The following is a 16571-nucleotide window of genomic DNA, read 5'->3' as shown; positions in this document are numbered from 1 at the left end:
GGCGCAATTATGCTGGGGCATGGGTAAAAGAGGAAAGCCGTGAACCGGACACAGTTCACATCTGCCGCTTAACGCACCACTTCGTATTCGTGCCCGCACGCCAGGCAATGGCTCAGCCATTCGCCGAGGAAGACGTTGAGCTGGGACTTTTCGTCAGGCTGGTGCATGAAGGCATTGGGGTAAGGATAGATGCCGCGAAAGCGCCGCGCATGTTCGGCGCTGACCACTTCGGCCATGCGCGCATCGTGATAGACCTGCACCTCCAGCTGCGGCACCGGCAGCCAGGGCAGGCTGTGTTCCTGGCGCACACGCAGGGTGGTGGTGTAGGGACAGGTCAGCAGGACCTCGAGGGTCAGCACCCCGAGCATCTGGTCGCCCTGGGTCATGGCGATGCGCCGCGCCGCCGGCGTATTGCGCATGTCCGGCAGCAGCCGCAGCAAGCGGGCATAGTTGGCCTCGCAGGCGCTTTGCAGCCCCACCAGGTCGACCCGATAGCGGTCGCGCTGTTTGTTTACGACCATAGCCCCCTCACTTCAACGCGGTTCAAAGCCAGCCATTGCAAGGCAATAATGCTCGCCGCGTTGGAAATCCGCCCATCACGCACGGCCTGCAGGGCATCTTCAAAGTCCCAGACCGTGACGCGAATATCTTCTGCCTCCTCCAGCAACCCATGCAGGCCGCCAGCCCCCGTACTGTCACACCGCCCCAGATACAGGTGCACGTATTCAGTGCTACCGCCAGGCGACGGAAAATAGTTGAGCATCGGCCACAACGCCGTGAACTCAAGCCCAGCTTCCTCCTGCGCTTCACGGTGAGCAACTTCTTCCGGTTGTTCGTCCTTGTCGATCAGACCGGCGACCAGCTCGATCAACCACGGGTTGTCGGTCTTGCCCAGGGCCCCCACGCGAAATTGTTCGATCAACACCACCCGGTCGTGCTGCGGATCGTAGGGCAGGACGCAGACTGCATCGTGACGCACGAACAGTTCGCGATTGATTTCCCGGCTCATGCCACCGGCAAACAGCTCATGGCGCAGGTGTACCCGGTCGAGCTGGTAGAAGCCCTTGTGGCAGTTCTCGGTGCGCACGACGTCGACGACAGTCGGGGTGGCATTGGTAAAGTCAGTCATCACAATCCTCGTCTACTGCAGATCCGCTACGAGGCTCCAACCTCGACTTCGCGCCATCCTAACGCGCTCGCCACCTTTGATGCAGCCCCTTTGCAGTTGCCGGGATAGACGGCAGGGGGGCAAACCTACTCTAATTGACACTATTGAGCTTAGTGGCGAACTGACCGCCCCGCTGGCAGTCGAAGCCGGTAACTTTTTGCCTACCCTTGATCCATGAAGGACGCCCATGTCACTTTTGAAAATCGCCTCCGTGGCCTGTATCGCCCTGACCCTGGGCGCCTGCCAAAGCCTGTTCGAGCCTAGCTACAAGGCGCCGCTGGAAACCCTGCGCGACACCGCAGAGACTATCAAGCCCGGCTGCACCGGTGCCGAATGCCCGCTGGTCAACATCGATCTCGTGCGCTTCCCCGGCGAACCGCAACTGGATGGCATCATCGAACGACGCCTGCTGCAAATGACCCCCACCGCCGCCGATGCACCACTGCCGGTTTCGCTGGCGGCCTATCGCGAGCAGTTCCTGCGCGATGCCGCCCCGCGCAACAGCAGCTACTTGCAGGCCAAGGTACGCGAGCAGCATGACGGACTGGTGATCATCGAGCTGTCCAGCTATCTGGACAACGGCACTGCCACTGGCAAGCCGGGACGCGGCTTCATCAACTACTCGCGCCAGGAGCACAAGGTGCTGACCCTGGCCGATATGCTCAAGCCGGGCGAGGAACAGGCATTCTGGAAAGCCGCCCAGGTGGCGCACAACAGCTGGCTGATCAGCACCCGCCTGGATCAGGAAGCGCAATTCCTCAAGGCCTGGCCGTTCAAGCAAACCCCCAACGTTGCCCTGACCACCGCCGGGGTGATGCTCAAGTACGACGTGAACACCATTGCGCCTTACGCCCTGGGCCACGTCGAGTTGAAGATTCCTTATTCGCGCCTGGGTGGCATCCTCAAGCCCGAGCTGTTTCCCGCCCGAAAGTAACGATGCGGCCCAGCACCAGCTGCAACAGCCCTGCCAGGATCAACGCCGGCAGGGTTGCGCCCAGCTCGGGATAAAAATTGGCCAGCAAGTGATAGGTAACCACCCCGCCCAACCAGGCGCACAGGGCCGACCCGCGCAACGCCGCGCAGGTCGCCTGGGCACCGCGCTTGCGCAGGATGAAGTGATCCACCAGCACCACGCCGAACAACGGCGCGAACACCGAGCCGATCAGCAGCAGGAAGTTCTGGTACTGGGCCAGTGGCGCCAGCAGCGCGATCAGGGTGCAGATCACACCGATGGCCAGGGCCAGGTGCTCGACCTTGAGCCGTGACAGGGTCGCGCTGGACACTGCCGCCGAGTGAATATCGGCAAAGGCGTTTTCCGACTCGTCGAGCAGGATCAACAGCAGCGGAATCCCCAGGCCGGCACCGGCCAGCGCCAACAGCAAGGCATTCACGTCACCGCTGGGGGCAAACGCCAGGGTGTAGGCCACGCCCAGGCTCATCAGCCAGAAGTTACCGATGAAAAAGCCCAGCGCCGTGCCGCCGAAGACATTTTTCGCGCGCTTGCCGAACCGCGAGTAGTCCGCAATCAGCGGCAGCCAGGACAGGGGCATGGCGATCGCAATGTCGAAGCCCACGGCGAACGGCATCGAACCGTCACCGGCCTGGGCCCACAACGCAGCCAGGTCAGCCTTGGCAAACAGGTTCCAGGTCAGCCAGATGCACGCTGCCAGCAACAGCCAGATGCCCCACTTGCGCAGGATCTGCCGCACGAACGTCAGGGGGCCGCTCACCGCCAGCAGGGTCGCCAGGGCGCCGAAGAACAGGGTCCACATCAGCGGGCTGGCCATCAGGCTGCCCTCGCTGAATCCGCGGGCGCCCAGCAGGCTGGCGGCATCGCGCATGACGATGATCTCGAACGAGCCCCAACCGATCAACTGCAGCAGGTTGAGCAGCGCCGGCAGGCTTGCGCCCTTGCTGCCCAGAGTCAACTTGAGCGCGGCCATTGACGACAGGCCAGTATCGCTGCCGATCACGCCGACGGCCGCCAGCAGCAGCACGCCGACCAGGGTGCCGAGGAAAATCGCCAGCAACGAACCCGACAGGCCCAGGCCCGGCGCAAGCAAGGCGCCGGTCTGCAGGACCATCAGGCCGATGCCGAGGGAAAACCACAGGGAGAACAGATCACGGCCGCCGAAGACGCGCTGGTCAGTCGGCACCGCGATATCGGGGGAGTAAGTGCTGGGTTGAATGCTCAAGGGTGTTATCTCAGAGGGACATTTTTTGTTGTGTTGACCGCTATCGCGGGCAAGCCCGCTCCCACATGGACTGCATAAATCCTGTGGGAGCGGGCTTGCCCGCGATGGGGCCCTCTCAGGCCCCGACCCTTCGGGTCAGATCAAACCTTCTTGTACAGCTGGCTGCCTTCCTGCTTGAAGCGCTCGGCCTGTTCGGCCAGGCCTTGGGCGACGTCCACGTCCACCGCTTCGATCCGTTGGTTGGCCGCATACTCGCGGACTTCCTGGGTGATCTTCATCGAGCAGAATTTCGGCCCGCACATCGAGCAGAAATGCGCGACCTTGGCCGAGTCCTTCGGCAGGGTTTCATCGTGGTACGAGCGGGCGGTGTCCGGGTCCAGGCCGAGGTTGAACTGGTCTTCCCAGCGGAACTCGAACCGTGCCTTGCTCAAGGCGTTGTCGCGGATCTGCGCGCCCGGATGGCCCTTCGCAAGGTCGGCGGCGTGGGCGGCGATCTTGTAGGTGATGATCCCGGTCTTCACGTCATCCTTGTTCGGCAGGCCCAGGTGTTCCTTGGGCGTGACGTAGCAGAGCATGGCGCAACCGAACCAGCCGATCATCGCGGCACCGATGCCCGAGGTGATGTGGTCGTAACCCGGGGCGATGTCGGTGGTCAGCGGGCCGAGGGTGTAGAACGGCGCCTCGTCGCAGCACTCCAGCTGCTTGTCCATGTTCTCCTTGATCAACTGCATCGGCACGTGGCCCGGGCCTTCGATCATGCACTGCACGTCGTGCTTCCAGGCAATCTTGGTCAGCTCGCCGAGGGTTTCCAGCTCACCGAATTGTGCAGCGTCGTTGGCGTCGGCAATCGAGCCGGGACGCAGGCCATCGCCCAGCGAGAAGCTGACGTCGTAGGCCTTCATGATTTCGCAGATGTCTTCGAAATGGGTGTAGAGGAAGTTTTCCTTGTGATGCGCCAGGCACCACTTGGCCATGATCGAACCACCACGGGAAACAATGCCGGTCACGCGCTTGGCGGTCAGCGGCACATAGCGCAGCAACACACCGGCGTGGATGGTGAAGTAGTCGACGCCCTGCTCGGCCTGCTCGATCAACGTGTCGCGGAACAGCTCCCAGGTCAGGTCTTCGGCGGCGCCGCCGACTTTTTCCAGGGCCTGGTAGATCGGCACAGTGCCGATTGGGACTGGCGAGTTGCGGATGATCCACTCACGGGTTTCGTGAATGTGCTTGCCGGTGGACAGGTCCATGACCGTGTCCGAACCCCAGCGAATGCCCCAGGTCAGTTTCGCCACTTCTTCTTCGATGGACGATCCGAGGGCACTGTTGCCGATGTTGCCGTTGATCTTCACCAGGAAGTTACGGCCGATGATCATCGGTTCCAGTTCGGTGTGGTTGATGTTGGCCGGGATGATCGCGCGACCGCGGGCGATTTCCTCGCGCACGAATTCGGGGGTGATGATTTTCGGCACGCTGGCGCCGAAGCTGTGGCCGGCGTGTTGCTGGTCCAGCAGGCCGGCCGCGCGGGCCACTTCCAGCTTCATGTTTTCGCGGATGGCGACGTATTCCATCTCGGCGGTGATGATGCCTTGGCGCGCGTAGTGCATCTGGCTGACGTTGGCCCCAGCCTTGGCGCGGCGCGGGTTGTTGACGTGGGCGAACCGCAGTTTGGTCAGCTCGGCATCGGCCAGACGTTCCTGGCCGAAGTTGGAACTCAGGCCTGGCAGGCGCTCGGTGTCGCCACGGGCTTCGATCCACGGCGAGCGCACGTCGGCGAGGCCTTTGCGCACGTCGATGATGACGTTCGGGTCGGTATAGGGGCCGGAGGTGTCGTAGACCACGACAGGCGCATTGATTTCACCGCCGAAGTCGGTCGGGGTGACGTCCAGGCTGATTTCGCGCATCGGCACCAGGATGTCCGGGCGCGTGCCCTGGACATAAATCTTTTGCGAGCGGGTAAAGGGCTGCACCGATTGTTGATCGACCTTGGCCGATTCACTCAGGTGGGTCGCATTTTTTAGTTTTGTGGTCATCACGGGCTCTCCAGACAGCATCCAGGCAGTGGATTGTCGGAGCAGAACCTGAAAGGCACGGAGGCACCAGGACTGGTGCTGTGCATCATCTCGCGAAGCGTTCGATTGTCGAACAATATCCCGGACGAAGCACAAGAGGACTCGCCGGGTGACGAGAAATCTTGTTCCCTACGCAGGCGCTAACCTGATCAGGTTCAACGGGATCCGAAATTATTCGATCTCAGCCTCATAGCAAGGCACCCCGACAAGAACCCGGCCAGTCTAGACATAACCACCCAAGAACGCCAACCCCGGATTAAACAGCATGATGAATGGCGTAATTGCAGGATTGTTGCCCCAGGTCACCACAACTACACTCGCTACGCCATGCCACGCCTTGACGCTGACGGGCCCGCGCCGTAGCTTGGCGCTCTATTTCTTGTCGCATTTTCAATTCTAGGGATCGCCTCATGCTGCGCAAACTCTCACTGGCTCTCGCCGTGTCTTGTGCGTCCAATGGAATGGCCTGGGCAGCAGACACGCCCCTGTCGACCAAGACCGACCTGGTCAGCGTCTACCAGGAGGCAGTCGACAACAACGCCGACCTCGCGGCGGCCCGTGCCCAATACGGCGCGCAAAAGGAAGTCGTGCCCCAGTCGCGCGCCGGCCTGCTGCCGAACCTCTCCGGTGGTGCGGAGATCGCCAATGTGCGTACCGACATCGACTCCCCGGCGGCCATTGCCAACCGCAACACGCATTTCTACCAGGCAACCCTGGCCCAGCCGCTGTTCCGCGCCGACCGCTGGTTCCAGTTCCAGGCCGCCAAGGATGTCAACGAACAAGCCGCGTTGCAGCTCTCGGCCACCGAGCAGGACCTGATCCTGCAGACCGCCCAGACCTACTTCAACGTGCTGCGCACCCAGGACAACCTGGCCTCGACCAAAGCCGAAGAAGCCGCCTTCAAGCGCCAGTTGGACCAGTCCAACGAGCGCTTCGACGTCGGCCTCTCGGACAAGACCGACGTGCTGCAGTCGCAAGCCAGCTATGACACTGCCCGCGCCAACCGGATCCTCGCCCAGCAACAGGTGGATGACGCGTTCGAGGCCCTGATCACCCTGACCAACCGGCAGTACAACTCGATCCAGGGCATCGTCCACACCTTGCCGATCCTGCCGCCGGCGCCCAATGACGCCAAGGCCTGGGTCGACACCGCAGCCCAGCAGAACCTCAACCTGCTGGCCAGCAACTACGCGGTCAGCGCGGCCGAAGAGACCCTCAAGCAACGCAAGGCCGGGCACGCCCCGACCGTCGATGCCGTGGCGCAGTACAAGAAGGGTGACAACGACGCCTTCGGCTTCAGCAACCCTAGTGCCTTTGGCCAGCCCTACAGTGGTGACGTGACCCAGACCACCGTCGGCTTGCAGCTGAACATTCCGATCTACAGCGGCGGCCTGATCAACTCCCAGGTCCGCGAGTCGTATGCACGCCTGGACCAGAGCGAGCAACAACGTGAATCGCTGCGCCGCCAGGTGGTGGAGAACACCCGCAACCTGCACCGCGCGGTGAACAGCGATGTCGAGCAGGTGCAAGCGCGCCGCCAGTCGATCATCTCCAACCAGAGCGCGGTGGAAGCCACTGAAATCGGTTATCAGGTGGGGACCCGCAATATCGTCGACGTGCTCGACGCCCAGCGCCAGCTGTACACCTCGGTGCGCAACTACAACAACAGCCGCTACGACTACATCCTCGACAACCTGCGCCTGAAACAGGCGGCCGGCACCCTGAGCCCGGGCGACCTGCAAGACCTCAAGCGCTACCTCAAGGCCGACTACAACCCGGACAAGGACTTCCTACCACCGGACCTGGCCAAGGCTGCGGCCGAGCAGTTGAAAGCAAATCCGACGCAGTAAAAAACAACGGTACTGTAACGGCGTTAAAAAACCCGCAGGAAAAATGCGGGTTTTTATTGCGTAAAAATCAATCGCTGTTCTTTTGGCGTATCAAACCCGCGCTGCTCAATCACGCGAAACACATCACTCACATCCTGGACCAGATCCGGGCGATGTTGGTGACGGTGTTGATGTCGTTCTCGGCGTAGTGGGGAAGGCTGGTGCAGGCCATCAGGTTGAGGTATTTGAGGACGGCGTTGAGGTGTTCGCTGACGCAGTTGTGGAGTTCGCGTATTTCATAGGTAAATCTTCCTGTGCATAAAAGAAGAGCTACTGCCGTTCGCAGCGAAACGAATGGGTGATAGCGTGCGCGGCCAGTTCAGCGTTGCGTTTGGTGATGGCGGCTACCAGTTCCGAGGAGCGGTTAGCCCACTGCTCGGGAGGCAAGGGTTTTGACCATTCGATGATGTCGGGATAGGGCAGGTCTGGCGGCGGATTCAGTTTCCATCGCTCAAGGACGTCGATCAGTAGCGTGTTGAAGATGAAGGTCCCGCAGAAACCTTCCCACAAGATGGTTAAAGGCCAGCCTCTCAATTTTGCGGCTTTTACAAGATCGTCCAGATAGGTCGCCCATATCCCTTTAGACCTGTCGAAACGTGCTGTTTGATCCTCAACAGCCTCCGGTCCAATCTCCATGTAACTGCGCATGCACTCCCACAACGCCATGGCCGTGGTGCCGCCACCACAGTTGAAGCCTAGGGAGAAATGCTTGTTGTCTTTCTTGGCCAACGGGTCAGGGTTTTCGAAACCGATGACCAGCAGCCCCATCGTGGCTTTACCGGCCTGACTGACCGACGATTGCTCGGTGGCGGTGGCGGTGACCGTTTCCCAAGGGACGATCCAGTACTTGCCGTCGTCGCGGGGTACGCAGACTTCGCGGCGTTGGCGATTGAAGCGCACGGGAAGTGGCACATTTCGGAACAGTCCCTGGATCAACATTAGCGCTGGAACACCTGTGATGATTGAGCCTGCTATCAATATGTCTTGGCTAAAGTCCCCAGAGGCGATATTGCGTGTGAAATAAGCCATGGCTAAAAACAGCATCACCATTGGCCACATCACCATCACCGCCGAACCGATGCTATAGCTGCCAATATCGATAAATACCTCGTTCTTGCGCCAGATGATATTGAGCACATCAGAGGGCTTTCTACCCGTAGGGATGGGCAACGGCGCCAGGTAATCATTACGCGAAAAAATCCGCTTTTTCGTGGTACCTGCCGGTGGCGTGCTCATGCCGCGTCCCTGGCTTGCGTGGCTAGTTCAGCCTCGCGTTTGGTGATGGCGGATTCCAGTTCCGGGGAACGTTTGGCCCACTGCTCGGGAGGTAAAGGTTTTGACCATTCGATGATGTCGGGATAGGTAAGGTCTGGTGGCGGATACAGTTTCTTTCTTTGCAGATAGGTAGCGAGAGGAGCATTAAAAATAAATACGCCGAATACCCCTTCCCACAGCAGTGTCAAAAACCACCCACGCTCTCTGGCTTTATCTTTCATGTAATCGATGTAGTAACGCAGGTTCGCGCCTGAGTTAAGTGCTGCGGCCTCCGGTGCGGCTTCCGGCCCAATTTCCATGTAACTGCGCATGCACTCCCATAACGCCATCGCCGTGGTGCCGCCGCCACAATTGAAGCCCAACGAAAAATGCTTGTTGTCTTCCTTGGCCTGCGGGTCGGGGTTTTCGAAACCTACGATCAGTAAACCCATCGTGGTTTTACCAGCCTGGCTCACCGACGAGTGCTGTGTGGCGGCGGCCGTCACGCTTTCCCAGGGCACGATCCAGTACTGGCCGTCGTCGCGTGGTACGCAGACCTCTCGGCGCTGGCGGTTGAAGCGCACGGGTGGGGGCACATCGCGGAATAGCCCTTGGATTAAAAACAGCACGGGGATGCTCATAATAACTGCGCCCAGGATCAACACTTCGCGGCTGAAATCAGGGTCGAAATTTCGAGTGAAGAAAGACATGGCTAAAACCACCATCACTCCCGGCCACATCACCATCACCGCAGAGCCGATGCTGTAGTTACCAATGTCGAGAAACACGTCGTTCTTGCGCCAAATGATGTTGAGCACGTCCTGCGGTTTTTCGCCGGTAGGGATAGGCAACGGCGCCAGGTAGTCATTGCGCGAAAATATCCGCTTTTTCGTGGTACCTGCCGGTGGCGTGCTCATGCCGCGTCCCTGGCTTGCGTGGCTAGTTCAGCCTCGCGTTTGGCGATGGCGGCTTCTAGTTCCGGGGAGCGTTTGGCCCACTGCTCGGGAGGCAAGGGTTTTGACCATTCGATGATGTCGGGATAGGGCAGGTCTGGCGGATAAGAAAGTTTCAAATCCTGAAGCTTCTCTGCCAAGTACGTCCCCAAAATCGTAATGCAAAATATTCCCCATAAAACGCCTAACAAATTGCCCTTGCGCAAGTCGGTGATGATCGAACCAATTTGCGTTTCTTCGTAGGGGGCAACGCCAACTCGACTTTCAGGGACAGCCTCCGGACTAACTTCCATATAACTGCGCATGCACTCCCACAACGCCATTGCCGTGGTGTCGCCGCCACAGTTGAAGCCTAGGGAGAAATGCTTGTTGTCTTCCTTAGCCAGCGGATCCGGGTTTTCGAAACCGATGATTAATAAGCCCATCGTGGCTTTACCGGCTTGGCTGACCGACGAGTGCTGTGTGGCGGCAGCCGTCACGGTTTCCCAAGGGACGATCCAGTACTCGCCATCGTCGCGTGGTACGCAGACTTCTCGGCGTTGGCGGTTGAAACGCACGGGTAGGGGCACTTCCCGAAATAGACCTTGGATCAAAATCATTGAAGGGATACCAATGATAATTAATGCCCCAATCCAGATCATTCCAGGCTCAGGAGTGATGTAACCCATAAGCACAAACACCATCAGCGTCGGCCACATCACCATCACCGCCGAGCCGATGCTGTAGTTGCCAATATCCAAAAACACCTCGTTCTTGCGCCAAATGGTGTTGAGCACGTCCTGCGGTTTCTCTCCGGTAGGGATGGGGAGCGGCGCCAGGTAGTCATTGCGCGAAAACGTCCGTTTTTTCGTGGTGCCTGCCGGTGGCGTGCTCATCGTTTGTCCTTGGGTTGCAGGTAAATGGCACCGGGGTGGTCCTCGCCGAGCGGGTAACTCGGTACACGATCCAGTTCAGGTGTCGGGTCGGCCCACAGCGCTATCACGTCGGTGGTGTCATTCAGGGTAAAGGCAAGCCCTCGCTCACCGCCGATAAAGATGCGAGCACCGAGCATGGCGGTCAATGGCGTGCGATAACGCAATCGGAGCGAAACAGTACTGGGTGTCGTGCCCAATACGTTCTTCAGCTCCTTGAAGGGGCCACTCAAGCGTAAGCCCTGACCTTCCTTGAACGGTATCCACTGACAGATGCTGCTGGACAACCAATGAGGTGTCATGTCTCGCCAGGGACGCGGTGCTTTGTAGTGGTTGAACGGGCTGTTTTTGATCAGATCGCGGGAGGCCTGGGTATCCAACGGGTCACCGACCATGCTCAGTTCCAGGTAGGCACTACCCGGCTCCGCCCCTGGCAAATCGATGGTCAAAGCATTAATGGAACTGACGGAAGTCAGTCCGGATGGGCCATTGCCACTACCCAGTACCGAGCTGCTTTGCATACTGACCCGAGGTGCATAAAGGATGAAGTACAGCCGGTCGAGTTCGTCCTGCTGGGCTTTGGGAGCGATAGGTTCCAGATCGATCGCCCGCTCTTTTGACCAGCAGCAGAAGTTCAAGAAGTTTTGCAGTGGGGTTTGCTGCAAGAACGTGGTGATCAGGTGCAGAACACCCAGCATGAGAATGAGCCAGTTCAACGGCCCCATGTACAGCGTGTAACGCAAGATGGCGGCTTCGGCGGTTATTGAGCCTGCCAAGGCGCGGGCGGTGTAGCCAAACCCTAACAGCGCTTGGGCGCCGAAGGCCGCTACTTGACCACCAACCACGATCTGGCGCATCTGCAGCCACGGGTCGACTCGGTTTTGGGTGTTTTCCAATTGTTTTTCCAAGGATTGGAATTCGTTTATTGCTGCACCAGTGGAAAGTGCTCCAATCACCCCACCAAACAGGGTCAGAGTCGGGGCCATTGTTCGTCCCTTCCCAATTTCTTTGACCCCCAAGCCCATCCGCACCTGATTATCAACCACCGCAACCAAAGCCGCCGCCGCATACAGCGTCGCCGAAACCGTGTCATTAACCCGCCGACTGTCCATCCCCTCCAACACCCCGGCCTTGCTCAAATAGTTATGCGCATTCAGCACGTTCAACAACAACGCAGCCAACGGCACTACCCCGCCGCTGTTGGCCACAACAGGCGAATTAACAATCCGCTCCACCCGCCCCGCGCCAATAGCCTTCCCGGTCACCTTCGCCCAGTCGCCCAGTGCTTCGGCCTGTTGCCCCAACAACTTCCACACCTGCCGGCCGGCCTCGGTGACGAACTGCAAACGCGTGTCGCTGCCCAGGCGCGCAGCGACAAAGACGCCCATCCATGAGCCGCTGAAGGTGTTGCCCCCCTTGAGCAACAACAACGAAGCCGCCAGCCGGTTGACCAACACACTCCATTGGCTGCTCGCGTCTCGGGCCATGGCCGCGATGTCTTCCAGAACCGCTGCGCTCAACGGCGCCAATGCCTGATGGGTGGCGCTGATGTTGTCGGAAGCCAGTGCGGCCATCAGCTCACCTAGTCGAGAGGTGTTGTTAACGGCCGCATCGATCGAGGGCGTCCAGGCGTTGAACAGTTGTTTCAGGGCACCATCATCCGCGGCTCGCACGTAGTCGGCGTATTGCTCTGCGCCCTGGGCGCGGATGCATTGGGCGGTCAGGCAGCCGGTGGCCAATTCGGTCAGCCAGTGGCGAGTGTCCAGGTCGGAGTAATCGACAAACCAGGTGCCGCTGAGGGAGCGGTTGAGGTACATGCCCCGGTCGGCAAACAACGCGGTGTGACGCTGTTCGATCTGTTGGTAGTGCGCCGCTGCGGTCTGCGCGAACCAGGTGTTCATCGCCTCGAGGTCGATGTATTCGCCGACCTTGGCACTGAAGAGATGGTTGTTGAGGTTGGCGTGCTTTTCGGCGCGGTATTCGCGGACGACGAATTCCACTTCGTTGTACAAGTCCGCCGGAATAAAGGCCCGTACCGGGGCGACGATGGCTGCGATACGTGAATCGCGGGCGGCGGCTTCGGCCTGGGTGGGCTGACCACCGTATTGACGGGCCTGGGTTTCAGCCTTGAGTTCCTCATCCAGCCGATGCTGGGTGTCGAGCATGACCTGGCCCTGTTCGGGCGTGAGGGTGATGTCACGCCCCTTGTAGCGGTAGCTGATGGACCCGGCCAGTTCGGCGCCATCTTCAGTGATCAGACTACGCACGAATCCACCGATGCTCAGGCGTAGGTTGTTATCCCCCAGCCATTTTTCATGTCCCGCCTCGACCCATTCCTGCTCGTGGTTGATGTCACGCAGCACGCCCAGATCGTCGTCCAGGCAAGCGAAGACGGCGAACAGACCCTCGGTTTGTGCCTTGGCGCTGTCCAGCCAATCCTGAGTGCCCTGACCGTCCCACGGTTCGGCGCTCCATTCGCCCGGCGGCTGATCGTTGACCTCGGGGTGTTGGGCGATGACATTTTCGCGCTCACGCGCGCGATGCATGGCGTCGGTGTACGCCTTGATGTTGGCCGGGATCGGGTCTTTCATCACGGCCGCGCCCAGCGTGTCGGTATCCTCGGCGCCCCGTTGCTGATCCGCTTTCATGGACCGGGCGAAGGTGCCGGGGATGAGTTCGGCCATGACCTCAACGGCTTTTTCCAGCGGCGGGCAATGCTCGGCTTGCAGTTCATTGGCCACGGTGCGCAAGGCCACATGGCGCATGTGCGCACGACGTTTGGTGCTGCTGTCGCTCAGCGATTGACAGTGCTCGGGGTTCAATGGGAACTCGCTGTAGAGCATCCACGCGTCGTGGGTTTTTTCCAGGGTCAGGCCCGTCAATGTGCCGTCGAGCACCGGGCTCGCATCGGCGTCGAGCACTTGCTCTTTGAGCAGACCATTCGGCGAGACGGCATACCGTTTGAGGGGGCCTTTGTCCTGCCACAGATAAACAAATCCGGCCCGCAAGCGACGCGCCGCCATGGGACGACTTTGCGTGGTCACGCCGGGAATGCAGCAAGGACTGTCGGCCTTTTCTTCAGCCAGCGCATAACGCACGGGGACGACGAACAGCTCGGATTGGCTGGCTGGGCACGGCGCCATCGGGCTGTTGATGTCGACGTGAGGCTGAGCCTTGGCGGCGCGTTCGGCCTGAGCGGCTCGGTCGACCATTGCCAGTTTTTCTGCGCTCATAGACCGAACGCCTTGTCGGTGAGCTGCTGACGCGTCAGTTCGGCATTCAAGTTTTCCAGCCGTTGCTCGGGCGATACACCGGGCTCGGCCAATATGCTTCGGTAAGCGTCGTGATCCGAAGCATCGGGAAAGTCAGTACCCAGCGCAGCGTGGAAGCGCGCCCAGAGCAAGACTTCATCGATGGCGCTGTAACCGTGACGCCCGGCACGGTGCTGGCAATGAGACGCCCACTGTTGCAATGCAAAGTCGTCCAGCCCTTGCAGGTATTCGGAAAAGTATTGCTGGCAGTGTTCGATCAACTGTTGAGCGAAGCGCTGCCGTTGGGCGGTGCCCAAGTGCTCCAGTTGCTCCGCAGACAGGAACAACCAAGGCTCATGCGCATACGGTGCAGCGGGTTGATCCGGGTTTTCTTGATGGATATCCAACTCCGGGAGCCGGATCAGTCGCACAGGTCCCATCAAGCGATCACGCTCGCAGGCGGGTAACCGCGCTAGCCACAATGCCGCGATGCGCGGGTCGTGGTAACGGAACAAAACCGTGACATCCCCCTCGACCCGGACGTGAATCAGGCTGCGTAAATGTTCGAGTACAACCGCTTCTTGCGCCTCTGACTCCAGCCAGAGGCCACCCGTCGCACTCCAGTCCCGAAAAAAGGTATGGGCCAGCGGGCTATTAGGGGAAACAGGCACCAGTACCGGCCCGACTTCCTCCAATGGGCCATAAGCGGTGTTCTGGTAAAGCGATTGAAACGTTGTACTCCCCAGCTCCAACAGACGCTCAGGCAGATGTTCAATCTGGGCGCGATCCAGCAGCAGGTAAGCCTGATTCATGCCATCATCTCCGCCAGTTTTTGACACACGGCACAGATCGCTGAGGCCTGCTGCGCCGCCTGAGTCAATGCCAGTTTTTGCGCAGCCAGGGATGGCGCAATCAGTGCCTGCGCAGCCACCGGAACCAATGAAAGCGCAGGTTGAACAGGCACACCCGTCACCGGAGCCCCACCCTCGACGATGGCCACGCTGCTGAAAATCCCGCCGGCGTTGATCACGATGTGGTGACCTCCAGCCGTGAGCGTCAGGCTCATCCCCGCATCGATCACCACGTTGGCAGCGCTGACGTGGGCTTGCGAACCGGCCTGAATCACCAACGTGCCGCCTGCTGTCGTGCTGCTGTTACCGGTGATGGTGATCAGTTCGTTGCCGCCGATCACCGTGTTGCGCACGCCTTGGGTGGTGTGCAACTCGTCGCCCTTGATCAGGCTGGCGCTGTGGTTGTCCACCTGTTCGAAACGGTCGTTGCTGATCAGGCTGTGGCTGTCGTGGGTGATCTGTTCGCGGCGGTCATTACCGATCTTGGTGTCGCTGTCGTTGAGGATCAGCTGTTCAAAGTCGCGCTGGGCACGCAGGTAGATTTTTTCCTGCCCGGCGCGGTCTTCCAGCGACAGTTCGTTGTAACCGCCGGTGTGCGGGGAACTGTGGCTGCGCAAGACGGTTTTGGTTTTGTGCTCCGGCAACGAATACGGTACGGAGGTGACGGTGTTGGCCACACACCCGGTGATCAACGGTTGGTCGGGGTCGCCTTCCAGGTAGGTGACGACAACTTCCATGCCGATGCGCGGGATGGTCACCGAACCAAAATTTTCCCCGGCCCAACTGGATGAAACCCTTAGCCAGCAACTGCTTCTTTCACTGTTGAACTCGGCCCGATCCCAAGGCAGCTCGACACGGACACGACCAAACTTGTCGCAATAAATCTCTTCGCCGGCCGGTCCGGTCACGCGGGCGGTCTGGCTGACCAGCGCCGATCGTCGCGGGGGCAGCGCTGGTCGGTAGTGCACATCCCACGGAATGGCGCGGAAGCAGTTGCGATAGCCTTGGCTAAAGCCATCTTCGGGTTTGATGTCGCTGGTGATGGCCTCTTCCAGTGACTGCGGCTGTTTTCCAGAATGCGTCACGCTGAGTAACAGCCACAAATCGTTGCAGGTTTTGCGTGGGTGTTCGGTCAGTTCAAACAAGTGACCACTGCGCAGGCACGGTTGATCGCTGCTGCCCTCGGCCAACTGGTAATCGGTACGATGGCGCTCCAGAGCCTGGCGAGCGAGTTGTTTGCCGCGTTTTTCGTTCTCGATCAACAGCGGATAACGATAGTCTTCCAGCTCTGGGCTGAACTCGGCGGTGAAACGGCTCTCCAGCAGCAGACTCGGACGTTGAAAGTCGTAGTCCCGGCGCGTGACCGTGCTGGTGCGGGTGCGTAAGCGCATGGAAAACTGACTGACTACCGGGTACTCGGCCACCATGCCGGAGTCTTGTAGATAAGGGGTTGCGCCCAGTTTGGGGAACCAGGTCTGGTCGTCGGTGAACACCAGCAGATGACCGTCTGGCGAATGCTGGTGATGCCAGGCGATGCCGTCCTCGGCGCACAGGCGCTGGACGAACTCGAAGTCATTTTCCCCGTATTGCGTGCAGTACTCGCGCTCGGGGCTGGTGCTGACATGGAAGGCAAAGGCATCGGCCTGAATGCCGTGGCCCTTGAACACCTGAGCGATGATTTTCGGCACCGTCAGATTCTGGAAAATCCGCTGATTGTGGCTGAACTGCAAGTAGTGCAGCGCCGGTACCAGAGTCAGGTGATAACGGGTCAGGCGCTTGCCGGCCTGCCCCACAAAGACGTCTTCGATACGGCCATGAAGGCCTTCGCCGTTAAGACCGAACTGGAGAAAGGCAGGTTGGCTGAGCAGACTCTCCAGATCGAAATCCGGGTGTTCGCTGACCAGTTCAACCTGGATCGCGTACGAAGCGCTGATAGCCTCAACACCATCAAAGGCGAGCACTTTGAAATCGTTACGAACAGCGGGGATGTGCAGCGCGAAGTGCGCCGTATTGGCCGACCGGAACATACG

At 59.8% G+C, this 16571-nt stretch carries 12 protein-coding genes, 1 pseudogene and 1 riboswitch; of the genes and pseudogenes, 2 read left to right on the top strand and 11 right to left on the bottom strand.

The window, feature by feature from the left end:
• Window positions 1-68: 68 nt before the first annotated feature.
• Window positions 69-521, bottom strand: coding sequence for a DUF1249 domain-containing protein (locus tag PspS04_RS02270; RefSeq protein ID WP_159993402.1), 453 nt, complete (start codon window positions 519-521; stop codon window positions 69-71).
• Window positions 512-1129 carry an NUDIX domain-containing protein gene (locus tag PspS04_RS02265; protein ID WP_095169614.1) on the bottom strand — a complete coding sequence of 206 codons (618 nt, stop codon included), beginning with the start codon at window positions 1127-1129 and terminating at the stop codon, window positions 512-514. The genes PspS04_RS02270 and PspS04_RS02265 overlap by 10 nt, the downstream gene beginning before the upstream one ends.
• 226 nt (window positions 1130-1355) lie before the next feature.
• On the opposite strand from PspS04_RS02265, the gene PspS04_RS02260 reads away from it, so the two are divergent.
• Window positions 1356-2102, top strand: a complete 747-nt coding sequence (locus PspS04_RS02260) for an RsiV family protein (RefSeq protein ID WP_159993400.1) — start codon at window positions 1356-1358, stop codon at window positions 2100-2102.
• On the opposite strand, the gene cytX is transcribed toward PspS04_RS02260, so the two are convergent.
• Window positions 2071-3363: a putative hydroxymethylpyrimidine transporter CytX gene (gene cytX, locus PspS04_RS02255; RefSeq protein ID WP_159993398.1), complete on the bottom strand. Its 1293-nt coding sequence runs from the start codon at window positions 3361-3363 to the stop codon at window positions 2071-2073. The genes PspS04_RS02260 and cytX overlap by 32 nt on opposite strands.
• Window positions 3364-3503: 140 nt before the next feature.
• Window positions 3504-5393, bottom strand: a complete 1890-nt coding sequence (gene thiC / locus PspS04_RS02250; protein WP_095169617.1) for a phosphomethylpyrimidine synthase ThiC — start codon at window positions 5391-5393, stop codon at window positions 3504-3506.
• Window positions 5394-5541: 148 nt separating this feature from the next.
• Window positions 5542-5647, bottom strand: a riboswitch (TPP riboswitch).
• 195 nt (window positions 5648-5842) lie between these two features.
• Here thiC and PspS04_RS02245 point away from each other — a divergent pair.
• Window positions 5843-7282, top strand: coding sequence for a TolC family outer membrane protein (locus PspS04_RS02245; RefSeq protein WP_159993396.1), 1440 nt, complete (start codon window positions 5843-5845; stop codon window positions 7280-7282).
• 53 nt (window positions 7283-7335) lie between these two features.
• On the opposite strand, the pseudogene PspS04_RS27610 reads toward PspS04_RS02245, so the two are convergent.
• The 7 genes and pseudogenes from PspS04_RS27610 to PspS04_RS02210 form a co-directional block, all read right to left on the bottom strand.
• Window positions 7336-7556: pseudogene (locus PspS04_RS27610) on the bottom strand (fructose-bisphosphate aldolase); the annotation flags it as partial.
• Window positions 7557-7591: 35 nt separating this feature from the next.
• Window positions 7592-8557 (bottom strand): hypothetical protein, encoded by a 966-nt coding sequence (locus PspS04_RS02240; RefSeq protein WP_159993394.1) that lies wholly within the window; start codon window positions 8555-8557, stop codon window positions 7592-7594.
• The gene (locus PspS04_RS02235) at window positions 8554-9492 is read right to left on the bottom strand and encodes a DUF6708 domain-containing protein (protein WP_159993392.1); all 939 of its coding nucleotides are present in this window, start codon (window positions 9490-9492) and stop codon (window positions 8554-8556) included. The genes PspS04_RS02240 and PspS04_RS02235 overlap by 4 nt, the downstream gene beginning before the upstream one ends.
• Window positions 9489-10403 (bottom strand): hypothetical protein, encoded by a 915-nt coding sequence (locus tag PspS04_RS02230; RefSeq protein ID WP_159993390.1) that lies wholly within the window; start codon window positions 10401-10403, stop codon window positions 9489-9491. Before PspS04_RS02230 ends, PspS04_RS02235 begins: the two co-directional genes overlap by 4 nt.
• Entirely contained in the window at window positions 10400-13672 is a 3273-nt protein-coding gene (locus tag PspS04_RS02220) for a toxin VasX (RefSeq protein WP_162530192.1), read from the bottom strand. Before PspS04_RS02220 ends, PspS04_RS02230 begins: the two co-directional genes overlap by 4 nt.
• Window positions 13669-14502 (bottom strand): DUF4123 domain-containing protein, encoded by an 834-nt coding sequence (locus tag PspS04_RS02215; RefSeq protein WP_159993388.1) that lies wholly within the window; start codon window positions 14500-14502, stop codon window positions 13669-13671. The genes PspS04_RS02220 and PspS04_RS02215 overlap by 4 nt, the downstream gene beginning before the upstream one ends.
• Complete coding sequence (locus PspS04_RS02210) at window positions 14499-16568, bottom strand: type VI secretion system Vgr family protein (protein WP_159993386.1); 2070 nt, start codon at window positions 16566-16568, stop codon at window positions 14499-14501. The genes PspS04_RS02215 and PspS04_RS02210 overlap by 4 nt, the downstream gene beginning before the upstream one ends.
• Window positions 16569-16571 lie beyond the last annotated feature (3 nt).

Origin of the sequence: Pseudomonas sp. S04, assembly GCF_009834545.1 — a bacterium.
Classification (GTDB): Bacteria; Pseudomonadota; Gammaproteobacteria; order Pseudomonadales; family Pseudomonadaceae; genus Aquipseudomonas.
This window is presented reverse-complemented; position numbering and strand designations above follow the sequence as displayed.